Annotated in this window: 15 protein-coding genes; 13 read left to right on the top strand and 2 right to left on the bottom strand. The window is 61.6% G+C overall.

Annotated elements, in window-relative coordinates; translation table 11 throughout:
- Nucleotides 1–292 precede the first annotated feature (292 nt).
- The 9 genes from VRY85_RS05995 to VRY85_RS05955 all read left to right on the top strand — a co-directional run bounded on the left by VRY85_RS05995 (nucleotide 293) and on the right by VRY85_RS05955 (nucleotide 7,238).
- Nucleotides 293–598 carry a DUF736 domain-containing protein gene (locus tag VRY85_RS05995; protein ID WP_414597700.1) on the top strand — a complete coding sequence of 102 codons (306 nt, stop codon included), beginning with the start codon at nucleotides 293–295 and terminating at the stop codon, nucleotides 596–598.
- A gap of 181 nt (nucleotides 599–779) precedes the next feature.
- Nucleotides 780–1,127, top strand: coding sequence for a DUF2958 domain-containing protein (locus VRY85_RS05990; RefSeq protein WP_414597699.1), 348 nt, complete (start codon nucleotides 780–782; stop codon nucleotides 1,125–1,127).
- Between the two features lie 138 nt (nucleotides 1,128–1,265).
- Complete coding sequence (locus VRY85_RS05985) at nucleotides 1,266–2,030, top strand: DNA -binding domain-containing protein (protein ID WP_414597698.1); 765 nt, start codon at nucleotides 1,266–1,268, stop codon at nucleotides 2,028–2,030.
- A gap of 145 nt (nucleotides 2,031–2,175) precedes the next feature.
- A complete protein-coding gene (locus VRY85_RS05980; protein ID WP_414597720.1) occupies nucleotides 2,176–2,445 on the top strand; it encodes a helix-turn-helix domain-containing protein in 270 nt (89 codons plus the stop codon).
- Between the two features lie 19 nt (nucleotides 2,446–2,464).
- Nucleotides 2,465–3,295: a replication initiator protein A gene (locus tag VRY85_RS05975; RefSeq protein ID WP_414597697.1), complete on the top strand. Its 831-nt coding sequence runs from the start codon at nucleotides 2,465–2,467 to the stop codon at nucleotides 3,293–3,295.
- 205 nt (nucleotides 3,296–3,500) lie between these two features.
- The gene (locus VRY85_RS05970; RefSeq protein ID WP_414597696.1) at nucleotides 3,501–4,310 is read left to right on the top strand and encodes a DUF2840 domain-containing protein; all 810 of its coding nucleotides are present in this window, start codon (nucleotides 3,501–3,503) and stop codon (nucleotides 4,308–4,310) included.
- An 11-nt stretch (nucleotides 4,311–4,321) separates the two neighbouring features.
- Nucleotides 4,322–4,882, top strand: coding sequence for a S26 family signal peptidase (locus VRY85_RS05965; protein WP_414597695.1), 561 nt, complete (start codon nucleotides 4,322–4,324; stop codon nucleotides 4,880–4,882).
- Between the two features lie 5 nt (nucleotides 4,883–4,887).
- Nucleotides 4,888–5,304: a hypothetical protein gene (locus tag VRY85_RS05960; protein ID WP_414597694.1), complete on the top strand. Its 417-nt coding sequence runs from the start codon at nucleotides 4,888–4,890 to the stop codon at nucleotides 5,302–5,304.
- Complete coding sequence (locus VRY85_RS05955) at nucleotides 5,304–7,238, top strand: DUF3363 domain-containing protein (protein WP_414597719.1); 1,935 nt, start codon at nucleotides 5,304–5,306, stop codon at nucleotides 7,236–7,238. The genes VRY85_RS05960 and VRY85_RS05955 overlap by 1 nt, the downstream gene beginning before the upstream one ends.
- Nucleotides 7,239–7,347: 109 nt before the next feature.
- On the opposite strand, the gene VRY85_RS05950 is transcribed toward VRY85_RS05955, so the two are convergent.
- The gene (locus VRY85_RS05950) at nucleotides 7,348–7,881 is read right to left on the bottom strand and encodes an AAA family ATPase (RefSeq protein ID WP_414597693.1); all 534 of its coding nucleotides are present in this window, start codon (nucleotides 7,879–7,881) and stop codon (nucleotides 7,348–7,350) included.
- A 259-nt stretch (nucleotides 7,882–8,140) separates the two neighbouring features.
- A complete protein-coding gene (soxR, locus tag VRY85_RS05945; RefSeq protein WP_414597718.1) occupies nucleotides 8,141–8,596 on the bottom strand; it encodes a redox-sensitive transcriptional activator SoxR in 456 nt (151 codons plus the stop codon).
- Between the two features lie 144 nt (nucleotides 8,597–8,740).
- Here soxR and VRY85_RS05940 point away from each other — a divergent pair, with 144 nt between their 5' ends.
- From VRY85_RS05940 to VRY85_RS05925, 4 genes are read left to right on the top strand one after another with little or no spacing between them, the layout of a single operon-like run.
- A complete protein-coding gene (locus VRY85_RS05940; RefSeq protein WP_414597692.1) occupies nucleotides 8,741–9,160 on the top strand; it encodes a DoxX family protein in 420 nt (139 codons plus the stop codon).
- Entirely contained in the window at nucleotides 9,157–10,263 is a 1,107-nt protein-coding gene (locus VRY85_RS05935) for an efflux RND transporter periplasmic adaptor subunit (RefSeq protein WP_414597691.1), read from the top strand. The genes VRY85_RS05940 and VRY85_RS05935 overlap by 4 nt, the downstream gene beginning before the upstream one ends.
- Nucleotides 10,260–13,355: a MexW/MexI family multidrug efflux RND transporter permease subunit gene (locus VRY85_RS05930; protein ID WP_414597690.1), complete on the top strand. Its 3,096-nt coding sequence runs from the start codon at nucleotides 10,260–10,262 to the stop codon at nucleotides 13,353–13,355. Before VRY85_RS05935 ends, VRY85_RS05930 begins: the two co-directional genes overlap by 4 nt.
- Nucleotides 13,352–14,770, top strand: a complete 1,419-nt coding sequence (locus tag VRY85_RS05925) for an efflux transporter outer membrane subunit (protein WP_414597689.1) — start codon at nucleotides 13,352–13,354, stop codon at nucleotides 14,768–14,770. Before VRY85_RS05930 ends, VRY85_RS05925 begins: the two co-directional genes overlap by 4 nt.
- Nucleotides 14,771–14,786: the final 16 nt, after the last annotated feature.

Genomic DNA, 14,786 nt, shown 5'->3' with positions numbered 1-14,786 from the left:
TCCTCGCCATGACTCCTTGAACGGCGTCCTGACCCAACGGCGGCCTTGTTTGTCGTGAATCCTGTCTGCGGCACGCCAGCCGTGGGCTGGCTCGGGCTGATGCGGCGCAACCGGCCGGCACAACGATTTTCCCCTGCGCTGACGCGCATTCCTCGCGGAGCCAAAATCGCCGTGCCTTGCCGGTCGTCTACTGCGTTTCCGTCCCTGCGGGATGCGTCGCGCCCGACCTCCGACGAACGGATCACACCAAGGACGCGATGGGCGCGGACTTGCAACCTCAAGGAGAAACGTCATGTCTCAAATCGGAATCTTCACCGCCAACGACAACGGCTACACCGGCACGCTGCGCACCCTGACGCTGAACGCCAAAGTCTCTTTCGTACCCGTGGAGCACGACAACGACAAAGCCCCGGACTACCGCATCCTGGCCGGCCAGGTCGAACTGGGCGCCGCATGGAAGAAGGTCTCGAATAACGACCGGCCTTATTTGTCGGTGACGATTGACGACCCATGCTTTCCGGCGACCATCTACGCGCGCCTGATCGAAGGCGATGACGGCAAGTACTACCTGCACTGGTCGCGGCCCAAGGCGTGCTAAGCAGAAGCCACAGCGCCCGGTTGGCCGGGCGCTGGCATACGTGGCTCAGTGTCAGGGCTGGGCCGCGTTATCAATCTGGTGCAGCGCCGTTATTAGACGGGCATGCGCCATTCCCATAGCATCTCAGGAAGTGTAGTGGCAGTGCCGCATGGCACCGGGCCTTTGCCTGGCTCACGTTTTCATGGGATTGCTGACAGAACAACAACTGACACGCTTGAGGGCCAATGGCGTGCAGTGTGCGCGTGATCCGGCGTTCGACCCGTTGCCGGTGGCAAAGGCGTACACGCCTGATGGGCGCGTGGTCTGGCTGCTGGCTTACGCCTACCCAGACGAGCCCGCAAGGCTGCATGCCCTGTGTGATGGCGGCACGGGCTTTCCGGCGCTGATCGACATCTGGCTGGCAGAGTTGGAGACGATGCGCGGCCCCCGGGGCTTGCCCGTGGCAATGGATGCCACATTTGAAGCGACGCGCACCTTGTCCGCCTATGCCGCCCTGGCTTGTGCCGAGGGCGCATACGTCGAGGATTGACTGGCTTGCCGCCGTAGCGGCAGGGCTGCAGAAACGGATTCCCTTGCATCGCGTCGAGACACCCTCGGCGCGATGCAGTTCACCGCTGGCTATCCGCCGGCGGGACCAAGGGCTTTGTGACACCCACAAGGAGCCTGGATGATGTGCGGGTCCGATGCCGCCTGGCGCGCCACGGCGGGATACCTCTATTTGCTGCATCTGGATGGGCCTGGACTGGCCTGGGAATATCTGCGCCGCAACCCCGAGTATCAGGAGGCATGGCAACATGCCGATGCGCACCTTGATCGGTGGGGATTGGAGGCCTGGGAAGATCCCTTTCTGGATGCGCGTAGCGCCTGCCCGATCTGGAACAATACGATCCTGCCCGTACTGCACGTGACGTCCGGCTCACCCGGCAATACTGCCGACCAGCCCGCGTTCAATCTGTGGTCATTGCCTGGCCGCAAACGCTTGCGCGTGCTCGATGCGCCTGATGGCCATCTCGCTTTGCTGGCCCAAACCGAATCGGATTGGATCAGGGCGCGTGTCGAGCCCCAAGCCCTGGCGGCGGCATCAACGGTCTACTGGCTGCCAGTGCCAGTGCCAGTGCCAGTCTCAGCTACACAGCATAGGCGTCAGGCTTGCCTGCTGCCGCCAGCCGCAGTGGGCTGGACGGCGCAGCGGCGACGGCGACGCACGCGAGGGTTTCGCAACCAGATCTTGCACCTGCGCGCTTTGCAGGCGGTCGATGCGGCCGCTGCTGGCGCCTCGCATCGCGAAATCGCCGAGGCGATCTTTGGCCGCGACCAGGTGCAGGCCGAATGGCATGCCGATTCGAGCTTGCGCACGCAACTGCGGCACTATCTGAGGCGCGGACAATTTTTCATGCGCGGCGGCTACCTGGATTTGCTCACGCCGCGCTGATCTACGCTCCAGCCCACGGATACGACATGCCAGCAGGTTCGTATCCCTTCCGCGAGTCTTTGGCTTTGCCGAGACTGTCTCCAAGCCGCCGACATGAGGCGGCGGATGATCACACCATCAGGAGACCGTCATGCAAAGCCCATCCATGCCCCGTCAGACCTCCCGCCCGCAGCCGCATTCTTCCGGCAGCACGCCGGTGCTGACCGCTGCTGCCGTACGCTATCTTACGAATGACGAAGCAGCAGATTACCTGCGCCTGTCGCCGCGCACGCTGGAAAAGATGCGTGTCATCGGCGGCGGGCCGCGCTTTCGCAAGTTCGGCAGGCGCGTCATGTACGCCATCGCTGATTTGGACGCCTGGGCCGACCGTCGGGCCTATGACATGACGTCCGATCCTGAGTACCAGCGTCGCTGACGGCGTCAGGAGCTGCACGATGGACATGGACAGACGCATGCTGCCGGTGCAAGGCCCAGCGCAGCTATGGATGTTTACGGCGCTGCCGATGGAGACGGGGCTGCGTGACCAGCAGGACTTGATGTCCTACCCGTTCTTCTCGCTTTCCAAGGGCGCGCGGATGCAGCCCATTCAATACGCGCAAGGGCCGGTCAGCATCGAGGTGAAAGGCGTGCCGAGCTTCGGCATCGCGACCATTTGGGATGCCGATGTGCTGATTTGGGCCGCAAGCCAGCTTGCCGCTGCAATGAATCAGCGCCTGCCCACATCGCCGCGTATTTGCGCCAGCCTCGGTGAGATTCTGCGGTTCACTCGGCGTGGCACATCGTTGCATGACTACCAACGCTTGCGAGCCGCACTCAACCGCCTGCAGACCTCCACGGTCATGACTACGTTGCGTGCAGAAAAACTGCGCCACCAGCATCGCTTTTCCTGGATTGCCGAGTGGCAGGAGCTGGTGCACGAGAGCGGTCATTCCGCAGGTATCGAGATTGTCCTGGCCGACTGGTTCTATGCAGGCGCATTGGACGAATCTTCGCTGTTGTCGCTGCATCCGGATTACTTCCGGCTGACGGGCGGTTTGCAGCGTTGGTTGTACCGCCTGGTGCGCAAGCATGGCGGTCGCCAGCGCGCTGGTTGGCGCTTTCCGCTGCGCCAGTTACACGCACGCTCGGGCAGTTTGCAACGCTACTCGGACTTCTCACTTGAGATCCGGCGGCTGATCACTCGACCCTTGCTGGATTACCAACTGTGGCTGGAGCGTGGCCAGGGCTCGGACAGCCTGTGCTTCCGACCCGTACGCAAGAGGTGATGCCATGCGCAACTTGTGGATAAATCTGTGCGTAAGCTGTGAATATTCTGTGGATAGTGACGTGCTATCAGCCGCAGGGTTGTCGTGCTATCACCGGTGGATGCAACGTGCTATCACCGGTACGAATTCCCCGGAAACCCTTGCCAGTCAAGCGTTTGCGCAGCCCTTAACTTATATAACTATAAGAATAACTAAGATAATAGGGGTGGCGTTTGCTGATCAAACATTGCTCAGCAGCATGCGTGAGGTCGAAAAAGCCGGTTGTCCAGCAGATCGATTCAGCGCCACCGCCGTGGCTGCAAGTGGCAGAAACGGTATTCGCAGGCTGGCCGTTTGGGCATCGCCCAGCTCTCGGCGGCAACTTTCACGAGCGCATTTACAGCCCGCCAGCGCGTCGATCAGGCCACGAGCCATAGCAGAGGCCGTGTTGGGCAAGGAAAACGCGCCACGGGCCGTTTTCTGGGGCTGCTGCACAGTTCAGAAGACGGTTTCTGCTCTCATTCCCGGTTCCCGTTGCCCGCTTGTAGCTGCTGTCGGACACGATCAACCCGCAAGTGACATGCGGATGCTGCTGTGGCGTTTCGCTGGCCGCTCGCACACCTGGCTGCGCTTCGGTGAGCCCCGGTCCGTCATCGGTCTGGACGCGCAGCGTCGCATTGCCGTGTTTGGCCCCGGCGCGGTTTGCTGCCGTGTCCAGTGGGTCGCCAATGTCTACGGCCCAATCTTCTGGCAGTTGATGGTGCTGCAGGCGGATGACGGCTCGCACGATATCCAGACGGTGCGCGGCGTGGCGCCCGGTGCGCGCATTCTGCTGCGCGTGCGGGGCGAAGCCCGTGTTCAAGCTGCGTTGCGCGTGATGGATGAGATCGTGGGCAGGGGCATTCCCCTGGCGCATGTCTCGACGGACTACTGGCGCACGCTGGACAACCGGCTGGCGGCACGCTTGCCGCTGCCGGAATACACCGCCGAGCGCCATGCCGCGTACCTTGCTCGACGCAAGATGCTGGATGCGTGAGGAGGTCGGCTATGACGTTTCTTCTACCATCCACGTCTCGCTTCGTTGGCAGCTCTCGGTTGCGCCAGATGTGGGTGCTATCGCTCATGTTCGCCAGTCTGGCGGCGTTGTTCGCGCCTGCCTGGCTGCCGGCAGAACCGGCCCGCACGCTGCGCCTCATCTACAACGCCAGCGACAGTGCGCCGCGCGGTTTCTATGTCGTCCGAAAAACTCAACCTATGCATGACGATTGGGTGATCACACGCTTGCCGCCTGACGCTGCCGCGCTGGCGGCTGAGCGTCAGTATCTCCCGACCAACGTGCCGCTGCTCAAGCGCGTGGCGGCCATGTACGGCGAGCATGTGTGTGCGCGCAATGGGCGCGTCACGATCAATGGCCAGGACATTGCACGAGCACTGGGCCGGGATTCTTTGGGGCGAGCATTGATCCCATGGCATGGCTGCCGACTGCTGACGGAAGACGAGTTCTTCCTGCTCAGCGACCATCATGAATCTTCCTTCGACAGCCGCTATTTCGGCCCAGTCTCACGAATGGCTTTGCTCGGCGTCGCCGTGCCGATCTGGGTGTGGTGATCGACATGCAAACGGGCATCGCTTTCGCGGCTGGCTGTGCATTCTGGCTGCGCTGGGTCTGTATCGACTTTGTCACTGGTATGGCAGCAGCAATGCATCCTGATGTGCAGGTTGACTGCGCGTCTCATGCTCAGCCTTTGGTCGTCGACATCACCGCGTCCAGCCATGCGGCTGTGAGCTGCGGCTCCGGGTTGGTCTGGCTAGGAGCAAGCTCTGACCAGGGGAGGAGAGGGGGGCGGGAACAGCAGCAAGATAAAAGGGGCGGCACGCAGGCGACCGTAACCCCTTGTCTGCACGGGTGGGAGCACGGCACGCGGGCTGCGCCCTGGCGTGCTGTGCGGGCGCGCAAGCGCCTGTCAGTGTTGGGGAAACTGGGTGCCATAGGTGCCGGACCATGCTCGACTACGCTGGAGGCGGCGTGATGGCAGGCCGAGAGGATGACCGCTTCCGACCACGGCCAGCCCCGCCCAAGGCGCGGGGGAAGGCTGAAGGGCAGCGTTTCCTGTCCACCGTGCGGCGGCAGATGTCGCGTGCTGGGCATGGCTCGGGCGGACGCGGTCAGGGTCGCGGCACAGGACAGTTCGGACGCGGTCAGGTTGCCGCCCGATTCGCTTCCAACCGGCAACCGCTCAGCGCCCGGCGCGTGGTCATCAAGTCCAGATTCGTGCGCCTGAAAGCAGGCAGCTCTGCCATCGCCTCGCACCTGCGCTACATCGAGCGGGAAGGCGTCACATCGGAGGGGCAGCGTGGACAGGCCTATGGGCCGGAGACAGACCAGGCCGATACCCGCGACTTCATCGAACGTAGCCAGGGCGACCGGCACCAGTTCCGCTTCATCGTTTCGCCGGAGGATGCCAGGGACATCGGCGACCTGAAGGACTACACGCGTACGCTGATGGCTCGCATGTCCGTTGACCTGCAAACCCGCCTGGACTGGGTGGCTGTGGATCACTGGGACACTGACAATCCCCATACGCATATCGTGCTGAGAGGCCGTGCGGATAACGGCCAGGATCTGGTTATCGCCCCGGACTACATGGGGCACGGCATGCGGGTGCGAGCCGGCGAGATCGCCACCGAATGGCTGGGGCCACGCACGGAACTGGAGATCGCGCAAAGCCTGAGACAAGAGGTGGCGCAGCAGCGGTTTACGACGCTGGATCGTTCGCTGATGCGTCAGGCAGTACTGGATCGTGTGGATGTGCTCAGCCTTAATGGGGATGCTCACTATCAGGCCAGTTTGCGCGCACGCCTGCAGCATCTGGCGGGGATGGGGCTGGCCTCTCAGGAAGATGCAAGAGTGTGGCGGCTGGATGCCAACATGGAGTTGACACTGCGAGAGCTGGGCGACCGTGGCGACATCATCCGAACCATGCATCGCGCCATGAGGGGAGTGGCCCGAGAACTGAACGTCTCCGGGCTAGGAGAGCAGCGCGGCGTCGTGGGCCGGATTGCGGCGAAGGGGCTTGCCGATGAACTGCGCGACATCGGTTACTTGGTGGTCGATGGCGTAGATGGGCGAGCCCATTACGTCCGTCTGCCTGCGCAGTCGGACCTGGGGGACTGGCCGGTTGGCGGGATCGTATCTGTCAGGCCCCGGCAGCCCAGCATGGCTGATCAGAACATCCAGGCTCACGCCAGGGATGGCATCTACCGAACCGCCGATCACCTGGCTGTGATCAAGGGGCGCGACCGCTCGCCGATAGATATCGTGCAGGCGCATGTTCGCCGCCTGGAGGCCTTGCGTCGGGCAGGCATCGTGGAGCGGATTGCGGACGGGGTTTGGCGGGTACCGGGCGACTTGGCAGAGCGTGGCGCGGCCTTCGATCAGAGGCGAACCGGTGGTGTGACTATCGCTTTGCGGTCACATCTTTCGCTGGCTCAGCAAACACAGTCCGAGGGCGCCACATGGTTGGATGAACAGCTCATTGCCAGGGGCAAGGATTTGGCTGCCGTCGGCTTCGGTGCACAGGTACAAACTGCGATGGAGAAACGCATTGAGCACCTGGAGGAAAAGGGCCTGGCACAGCGTCGGGGGCAACGCCTTGTGTTGGCGAGAAATCTTCTGCGAACGCTACGTGCGCGGGAGCTGGCCGTGGCCGGGCAGCGGCTGCAGGCGGAGACGGGCCTGACGTACCAGCCGATCGGAGATGACGGCAGGGCAAGCGGAATTTATCGTCGTTCCGTGATGTTAGCCAGCGGTCGTTACGCCATGTTGGAGCATGGCAAAGGTTTTAGCCTGGTGCCGTGGAGACCTGTGATCGAACCGAAATTAGGGCAGCAGCTCAGTGTAAGCATAGGTCAAGGCACTGTTTCATGGAATATCTCTCGCCTGCGTACGCCTTCGATTGGTTGATTTTATTTGGTGCAGCCCTGCGAAGTATCTATCAGGTTTAGGCTGAACTTGTAGGCTAGACGACATTCTGGACGGTGGCGAGCCTCACCCGTCGCGAAGAGAGGGGCCTCTAGCGGCGATGAATCGCTTCGAGAACAAAGTCGGATCGGTCGGCCACGCTGGAGCGCGGGAGCAGCCTGACTTCGTAGCCTAACGCCCGGTAGGTTCGATCCAGGTGGTCATACTCGGCCACTGCCTCGGTAAAGCCATGCTTTCTCTCCTCGTCGGCACAATAAATTTCCGGCCAAGGGGGAGCAAGGAACACGAGCTGCCCATAGGGGAGTGATTCACCCAGGCTTTGTGACAGAGGGACGCCGAAGAGTCGCTGAAGTGCGGCTGCGGCGTCGATCAGTCCTCTATCAAAGAAAACTGGACCGACGTCCAACGATATGTCTTCGAGATCCATGGCTGCGACACGTAGCGCCTCGCGCAGAAACGCAGCCATGTCGGCCCAAGGCAGGGCGTTGCCGCCCAGGCGAATCTGCTCAGCGATGATCCTTCTGCCGGGTTCGGCGACAGTGACATGGCCACGCCGCTGCAACTCTCCGAGCAAGGTGGACTTGCCGCCGCCGGAACAACCCGAAATGACTACTTGTGATTGCATGCCTGTCACTTGCTTGGATGGCCCATGCACTGAGACACCGATAGCCGTGCGTAGCTGGGCGGTGTGGGCCACAGTTGGGCGTGCGGGTACTGAGCGCGAAACTGTTTGAAGTTGGCCATCTCATCGATGAGCCAAGCGTATTTCTTTAGCATAAGCATCTGTTCAAGAAGAGACAACAGTCAAATTCAAACGATGACATAAACGACTTCTTCTTTTTGGCTGACTTAATTACTTTGGTCAATCTAAGCAAGGCTCTTTTTCAATCTCGCTCAAGGATCCGGGGCCCCGGTCCTTCCGCCCCTAGTGTGTCCTCGGGGTTGCGTAAAGGGCATTCTTCCAACGATAAACAGCCACAGCCGATACAACTGTCAAGCTCGTCGCGCAGTCGCGTCAGCTTCTTGATGCGCTCATCCAGGCTGGCTCGCCAGCGCGAGGACAGTTCGCGCCATTGCTCAGCAGTGAGCTTGCTTCCCGGAGGGAAGCGACCGAGGGCCTCCTTGATTTCCTCCAATGGAATCCCTGTTCGCTGAGCTACCTTGATCACGGCGATGTAGCGCAACACGACAGAAGCGAACCGTCGCTGGTTGCCGGTATTGCGCGTGCTGGCGATCAACCCCTTCGACTCATAGAAATGGATCGTGGAGACCGGCACGCCTGCGCGGTGGGCAACTTCGCCCACGGTCAGCAATCGAGAAAAGTCGATTGGCTTCTTCATTTTCATGGCTTGACCTCAACTTAACTTGAGGTTTTATAGTCCGTTGCATCGATTCTGGCAAGCCCCTTCGCGGTGGCTAGCCTTTGTGCAACCTACCGGTCGTATCGCCATGTCTTGCGGCCGTTTCTATGAACTCAGACGCGTATGCATCACTTCGTTGATAAAACTCTGGACAGCCGCTGGCTATGGGTCGTTGCCCGCATTTTGTTGGCGGTGGTGTTTCTTTCCTCTGGCTTGGCCAAGCTTATCGACTTCCAAGGCGGGCTGGCGGAGATGCGCGCTGCTGGTTTAGATCCAGACTGGCTATTCAACAGCGCGACTATCGTGTTGCTGCTGGGCGGCTCGGCGTTGTTGCTGCTTGATCGCGCGCTGTGGCTGGGCGCGGGCGCACTGGCCGTATTTCTGCTGTTGACCATTCTCGTCGTGCACCGATTCTGGGCATTACCTGACCCGCAGGCAAAGGTAGCGATGTTCTGGGCGTTGGAGCATATCAGCCTGATCGGTGGACTTGTCGCAGCGGCGATTAGCAGCCGTTTGCATCGTCGATTGGAGGGACAGGCATGAAAGTCAAGTCTGTTCTCATAGGTCTGACGATAGCTGGCGCGGTCAGCCTTGCGGGATGTATGTCAGGGGACGATGGCGCTGGCGGTTGGCCGGCCACCAAGGTGGCATTGGCGCAGGTCGAGCGTGTGGAGGCGCCGCGAGCGTTCTACGGCGTAGGGGAGCTGGAAGCGGCGCGACAGGTGGCGCTAGCTTCGGAAACCGCCGGGCGTATCACTCGCATCGTGTTCACCTCCGGGCAACGGGTGAAGCAAGGCGAATTGCTTGTGCAGCTTAACGATGCGCCCGAGCAGGCTGAGCGACTGCGGTTGCAAGCACAACTGAGCAATGCTGAGACCGTGCTAGCGCGCACCCGCAAGTTATTGGCTGACAAGGTGGCGACGCAGGAGCAGTTCGACCACGCTCGGGCCGCGCGCGACATGGCGCAAGGCGAACTGCGAGGGATCGAAGCGGTCATTGCGCAGAAGGCGATCCGTGCTCCGTTCGCGGGCGTGATCGGTATTCGCCGTGTACATGAGGGGCAATACCTCAATGCGGGTGATGAAATCGCCAGTTTGGTCGATTCCGGCACCATCAATGTGAACTTCTCGCTGGATGAACAGGCAGTACCTCATTTGGAGCCGGGTCAGCCGGTCGAGGTTCAGGTCGATGCCTGGCCGGAGCGTCGTTTCGAGGCGCAGGTGACGGCCATCGACTCGCTGGTCGGCGCTTCGCGCACGCTGCGTGTGCAGGCCAGTCTGCCAAACCCCGAGAGCCTGTTGCATGCCGGTATGTTCGCCAAGGTGCGTGTGCTGCGCCAGCAGCCTTCGCTGGTGTTTGCCGTGCCCGAAACTGCGGTGACCTACACAGCCTATGGGCAGACGGTGTTCGTCGCCGAAGCACTGGAGGCTCAAGGCATGACCGTACGCCGCGTAGCGGTGAAAACGGGTGAACGCTGGGATGGCCGGGTGGAGATCATCTCCGGTCTGAAGGAAGGCGACCGGGTAGTGGTTTCCGGCCAGATCAAGCTCAGCGATGGTATGTCGGTCGAGCCGGTGGCGGGTGACGCATTGCAAGGTGCTCCGACCTCGTACCACGCGGATATGGCGCAGGAGCAGGCGACATGAGATTTACGGATGTTTTCGTGCACCGCCCGGTGCTGGCGCTGGTGGTCAGCAGTCTGCTCGTGCTGCTGGGCCTGTTTGCACTCGGCAAGCTGCCGATCCGGCAATACCCCACGCTGGAAACCTCAACCATTACAGTCAGCACCGAGTATCCGGGCGCTTCGGCCGAGCAGATGCAAGGCTTCGTGACCCAGCCGATTGCGCAGGCGGTGTCATCGGTCGAGGGCATCGACTATCTATCGTCTTCGTCGGCGCAGGGGCGCAGTCTGGTGACACTGCGTATGGAACTGAACCGTGACTCCACCCAGGCGTTGACGGAGACAATGGCGAAGGTCAATCAGGTGCGCTACCGCTTGCCAGAGCGCGCTTACGATCCGGTGATTGAGCTCTCCGCTGGCGACTCTACGGCTGTAGCTTATGTGGGATTCTCCACTGGAAGCTTATCGATCCCCGAACTGACCGACTATCTATCGCGCGTGGTCGAACCATTGTTCTCCGGTATCGACGGCGTGGCCAAGGTGCAGGTGGACGGCGGGCAGAAGTTGGCAATGCGTCTGTGGCTGGACGCCGAGCGCCTGGCTGGACGCGGCCTGACCGCCACGGATGTGGCGGATGCAATTCGCCGCAACAATTACCAGGCCGCGCCGGGGCAGGTGCGCGGACAGTATGTGATCGCCAATGTGCAGGTTAATTCTGACCTGACCAGTGTGGAGGAATTCCGGGACTTGGTCATTCGCCAGGATGGCAACGGTTTGGTGCGCCTGCGCGATGTGGGCACGGTGGAACTGGGCGCTGCCTCGACGCAGACCAGCGGCCAGATGGATGGCGAACCGGCGGTCTATCTGTCGCTGTTCCCAACGCCCAAGGGAAATCCGCTGGTGATCGTGGAAGGCATCCGACAACTGCTGCCGGACATCGAGAAGACCCTGCCGCCGGGCGTGAAGGTCGCGATGGTCTATGAACGGGCGCGCTTCATCGACGCCTCTATCCAGGAGGTGATAAAGACGCTGGTGGAAGCGGTGCTGATTGTTGTGCTGGTGATCTGGCTGTGCCTGGGCTCATTGCGCAGCGTGGTGATCCCAGTGGTCGCCATTCCGCTATCAATGCTGGGCGCGGCGGCGCTGATGCTGGCGTTCGGGTTAAGCATCAACCTGTTGACCCTTCTGGCAATGGTGCTGGCTATCGGGCTGGTGGTGGATGACGCCATCGTGGTGGTCGAGAATGTGCACCGCCACATCGAGGAAGGCAAGTCGCCTGTAGCGGCGGCTCTGGTCGGCGCACGTGAGATTGCCGGTCCAGTGATCGCCATGACGCTGACTCTGGCTGCCGTCTACGCTCCCATCGGACTGATGGGAGGGCTGACCGGTGCGCTGTTTCGTGAGTTCGCGCTGACTTTGGCTGGCGCCGTGATCGTCTCCGGGATAGTGGCATTGACGCTTTCGCCGGTGATGAGTTCGCTGCTGCTGACGTCCAGCCATAAGGACGGCGGACAGGGGCGCATGGCTAGTCTGGCCGAACGGTTTTTCGGAGGTTTAGCGGGTCGCTATGGGCGGTTGCTAGGTTGGTCGTTGCGGCATCGCTGGGCCAGCGGAGGCTTTGCCATGCTGGTCTGCATCAGCCTGCCGTTCCTGTATCAGATGCCGCAGCGCGAACTGGCGCCGCCGGAAGACCAGGCGGCGGTATTGGCAGCAGTGAAGTCTCCGCAGCATGGCAGCCTGGAATATGCGGAACGGTTTGCCGATCAGTTGCATGCTGTGATGGCACGTATTCCAGAAAGTGTCGGCACCTGGATTATCAATGGCACCGATGGTCCTGCAGCTAGCTTTGGCGGCGTCAACCTTTCCGACTGGGGCGAGCGCACGCGTCAAGAACCGGAGATTGTGGCCGAGCTACAAGGTGCCGTCGGCGAGATTGTTGGCAGCGATATTTTCGTATTTCAGGTGGCTCCCCTGCCGGGCGGCAGCGGAGGTCTCCCGGTACAGCTGGTGCTGCGCAGCGCACAGGACTATTCGGTGCTGTACGAGGCGATGGAAGGAATCAAGCAGCGTGCCCGCGAAAGCGGCTTATTCGTAGTAGTAGACAGTGACCTCGAGTACGACAGCCCGGTGGTGCAGGTGATGATCGACCGCGCCAAGGCCGCGAGCCTGGGTATCGCGCTGCAAGACATCGGCGACTCTCTGGGCGTATTGGTTGGAGAGAATTACGTCAACCGCTTCGCGTTGTTTGGCCGGTCTTATGACGTGATCCCGCAGAGCGTGGGCGAGCAGCGCCTGACGCCGCAGGCTTTGAAACGGCAGTACGTGCGGACCGCAGACGGAATCCTGGTGCCATTGTCCGCCGTGGCGCGGCTGGACATGGGTGTGGAGCCCAACAGGCTGTACCAGTTCAACCAGCAGAACGCAGCCACCCTTCAGGCCATTCCTGCGCCAGGGGTTTCTCTGGGCCAGGCCGTGGGCTTTCTCGAACAAATCGTGGCTGAGATGCCGCCGGGCTTTAGCCATGACTGGCAGTCAGAATCGCGCCAGTATGTGCAGGAAGGCAATGCACTGGCTTTCGCCTTCCTGGCCGCATTGGTCGTCATTTATTTGGTGCTGGCCGCGCAGTACGAGAGCCTGGTCGATCCGCTGATTATCCTGATCACGGTACCGCTGTCGATCTGCGGTGCCTTGCTGCCGCTGGCGTTGGGATGGGCCACGCTGAACATCTACACGCAGATTGGGTTGGTGACGTTGATCGGACTGATCAGCAAGCACGGCATCCTGATGGTCGAGTTCGCCAACGAACTGCAGGTCCATGAAAGGCTTGACCGCCGCGCTGCCATCATACGCGCTGCGCAGATTCGTTTGCGTCCCGTGTTGATGACCACCGGCGCGATGGCCTTCGGCGTGGTGCCGCTGCTATTCGCCAGCGGAGCGGGCGCCAACAGCCGCTTCGGTCTGGGGGCAGTGATCGTTTGCGGCATGCTGGTGGGTACGTTGTTCACCCTGTTCGTGCTGCCGACGATTTACACCTGGTTGGCGTGTGACCACCGCGTGCAGGGGGCACGAAGCCGGCAACTCGCTGAGATCGCTCGGGCCGAGGGAGTGACGGCATGAGGGCGAACAATAGGGCTTTTTGTACATGTGTGGCCGCGGTACTGACGTCGGCGCTGGCTGGATGCACGGTTGGACCGCACTATGTACGGCCGCAACCGTCCTCCATCGTATTGGCCAGCCCGCAGGCGGCGGAGTTCGTTGCGACCGAGGCCGATACGATGACCACAGAGTGGTGGCGCGTTTTCGAGGATGAGGACCTGAACCAGTGGATCAACGCTGCGTTGGCGCACAACCACGACATCCGCCAGGCCCAGGCCAACTTGTTGGCCGCGCGCGCCGTTTTCGACGAACGCCGACTAGACCGCCTGCCGGGCTTGACGAGCGGGGCTGACTACACCCGCGGCATCCAGCAGCAGGTTAGCAACAGCGGTCAGCGCACGCTGTCCGAATCTTGGCGGGCCGGATTTGACGTCCAATGGGAGATTGACCTGTTCGGCCGCCTGGATAGGCTGAAAGATGCAGCGATGGCACGGGCCGAGGCCAGTGAGGCGGAACTGGAGATGATGCGTCTGAGCATTGTCGGCGAAGTCGCGCGCACTTGGTTCGAGTTGCAAGGCTACCGCCGGCAATTAGAGGTGGCGCGGCAGGAAACCGATAACTGGCGGGAAACCGTGAGGCTGGCCCAGGCCAGCCTGCGCGCCGGTGCTGGTCTGCCCGAGGACGTGGAGAATGCGCAGGCCAATCTGCTGCGCAGCGAGGCGGCGCTCCCGCTATTGACGGCCTCTGTGCAGCAGATGCGCCATCGCCTTGATGTGCTGGCTGGGCAGCGCCCCGGCCATGGCGGCTTGCCCGACCCCACTGCAGTGCGAGCAGCGCCGTTGGCGGCGCAGTTGCCGCTGGGCGATGTGAGCCAATTGATCCTGGCTCGTCCTGACGTAGTGCAGGCCGAGAGACTGTTGGCCGCCAGCGTCGAGGACGTTGGCGCCGCTACCGCAGAACTGTATCCACGTATCGACCTGGGCGGCTTCCTTGGATTCTTTGCACTGCGTGACGGCGATTTTGGCAGTGCTGCCTCGCGCGCTTTTCAAATCGCACCGGCCGTGTCCTGGCCAGCACTACGCCTTGGGAACGCGCGCGCCCGCTTGCGTGGAGCCGAAGCCTTGTCGGACAAAGCATGGGCGCGCTACGAACAGGCGTTGCTCAACGCGCAGGAAGAGGTTGAGAACGCGGTGACGCAATTGGCAGAACAGCAGCGTCAACTGGCTGCTCTGCTGCGAGCTGGACAGCATGCTCAGGCCGCGTTTGAGATTGCAGATAAACGTTATCGCGCTGGCGCGGGGAACTATCAAGCGGTCTTGGAGAACCAGCGTGCGCTGTTTCAAGTGCGCCGGGAAGTTGCTCAGCAGGAAGCCATCGCTCAGACACGCATCGTTGCCTTGTACAAGGCTCTCGGATTAGGGGCGCTGCCTCATTGATCAAGTAGAAAGGGAA

Source organism: Achromobacter sp. F4_2707, from assembly GCF_047501535.1.
Lineage (GTDB): Bacteria > Pseudomonadota > Gammaproteobacteria > Burkholderiales > Burkholderiaceae_B > Yanghanlia.
This window is presented reverse-complemented; position numbering and strand designations above follow the sequence as displayed.

Coding starts and splice junctions, on each gene's coding strand:
- VRY85_RS05995 (WP_414597700.1), top strand. CDS start 293: ATGTCTCAAATCGGAATCTTCACCGCCAACGACAACGGCTACACCGGC.
- VRY85_RS05990 (WP_414597699.1), top strand. CDS start 780: ATGGGATTGCTGACAGAACAACAACTGACACGCTTGAGGGCCAATGGC.
- VRY85_RS05985 (WP_414597698.1), top strand. CDS start 1,266: ATGATGTGCGGGTCCGATGCCGCCTGGCGCGCCACGGCGGGATACCTC.
- VRY85_RS05980 (WP_414597720.1), top strand. CDS start 2,176: ATGCCCCGTCAGACCTCCCGCCCGCAGCCGCATTCTTCCGGCAGCACG.
- VRY85_RS05975 (WP_414597697.1), top strand. CDS start 2,465: ATGGACATGGACAGACGCATGCTGCCGGTGCAAGGCCCAGCGCAGCTA.
- VRY85_RS05965 (WP_414597695.1), top strand. CDS start 4,322: ATGACGTTTCTTCTACCATCCACGTCTCGCTTCGTTGGCAGCTCTCGG.
- VRY85_RS05960 (WP_414597694.1), top strand. CDS start 4,888: ATGCAAACGGGCATCGCTTTCGCGGCTGGCTGTGCATTCTGGCTGCGC.
- VRY85_RS05955 (WP_414597719.1), top strand. CDS start 5,304: ATGGCAGGCCGAGAGGATGACCGCTTCCGACCACGGCCAGCCCCGCCC.
- VRY85_RS05950 (WP_414597693.1), bottom strand. CDS start 7,881: ATGCAATCACAAGTAGTCATTTCGGGTTGTTCCGGCGGCGGCAAGTCC.
- soxR (WP_414597718.1), bottom strand. CDS start 8,596: ATGAAGAAGCCAATCGACTTTTCTCGATTGCTGACCGTGGGCGAAGTT.
- VRY85_RS05940 (WP_414597692.1), top strand. CDS start 8,741: ATGCATCACTTCGTTGATAAAACTCTGGACAGCCGCTGGCTATGGGTC.
- VRY85_RS05935 (WP_414597691.1), top strand. CDS start 9,157: ATGAAAGTCAAGTCTGTTCTCATAGGTCTGACGATAGCTGGCGCGGTC.
- VRY85_RS05930 (WP_414597690.1), top strand. CDS start 10,260: ATGAGATTTACGGATGTTTTCGTGCACCGCCCGGTGCTGGCGCTGGTG.
- VRY85_RS05925 (WP_414597689.1), top strand. CDS start 13,352: ATGAGGGCGAACAATAGGGCTTTTTGTACATGTGTGGCCGCGGTACTG.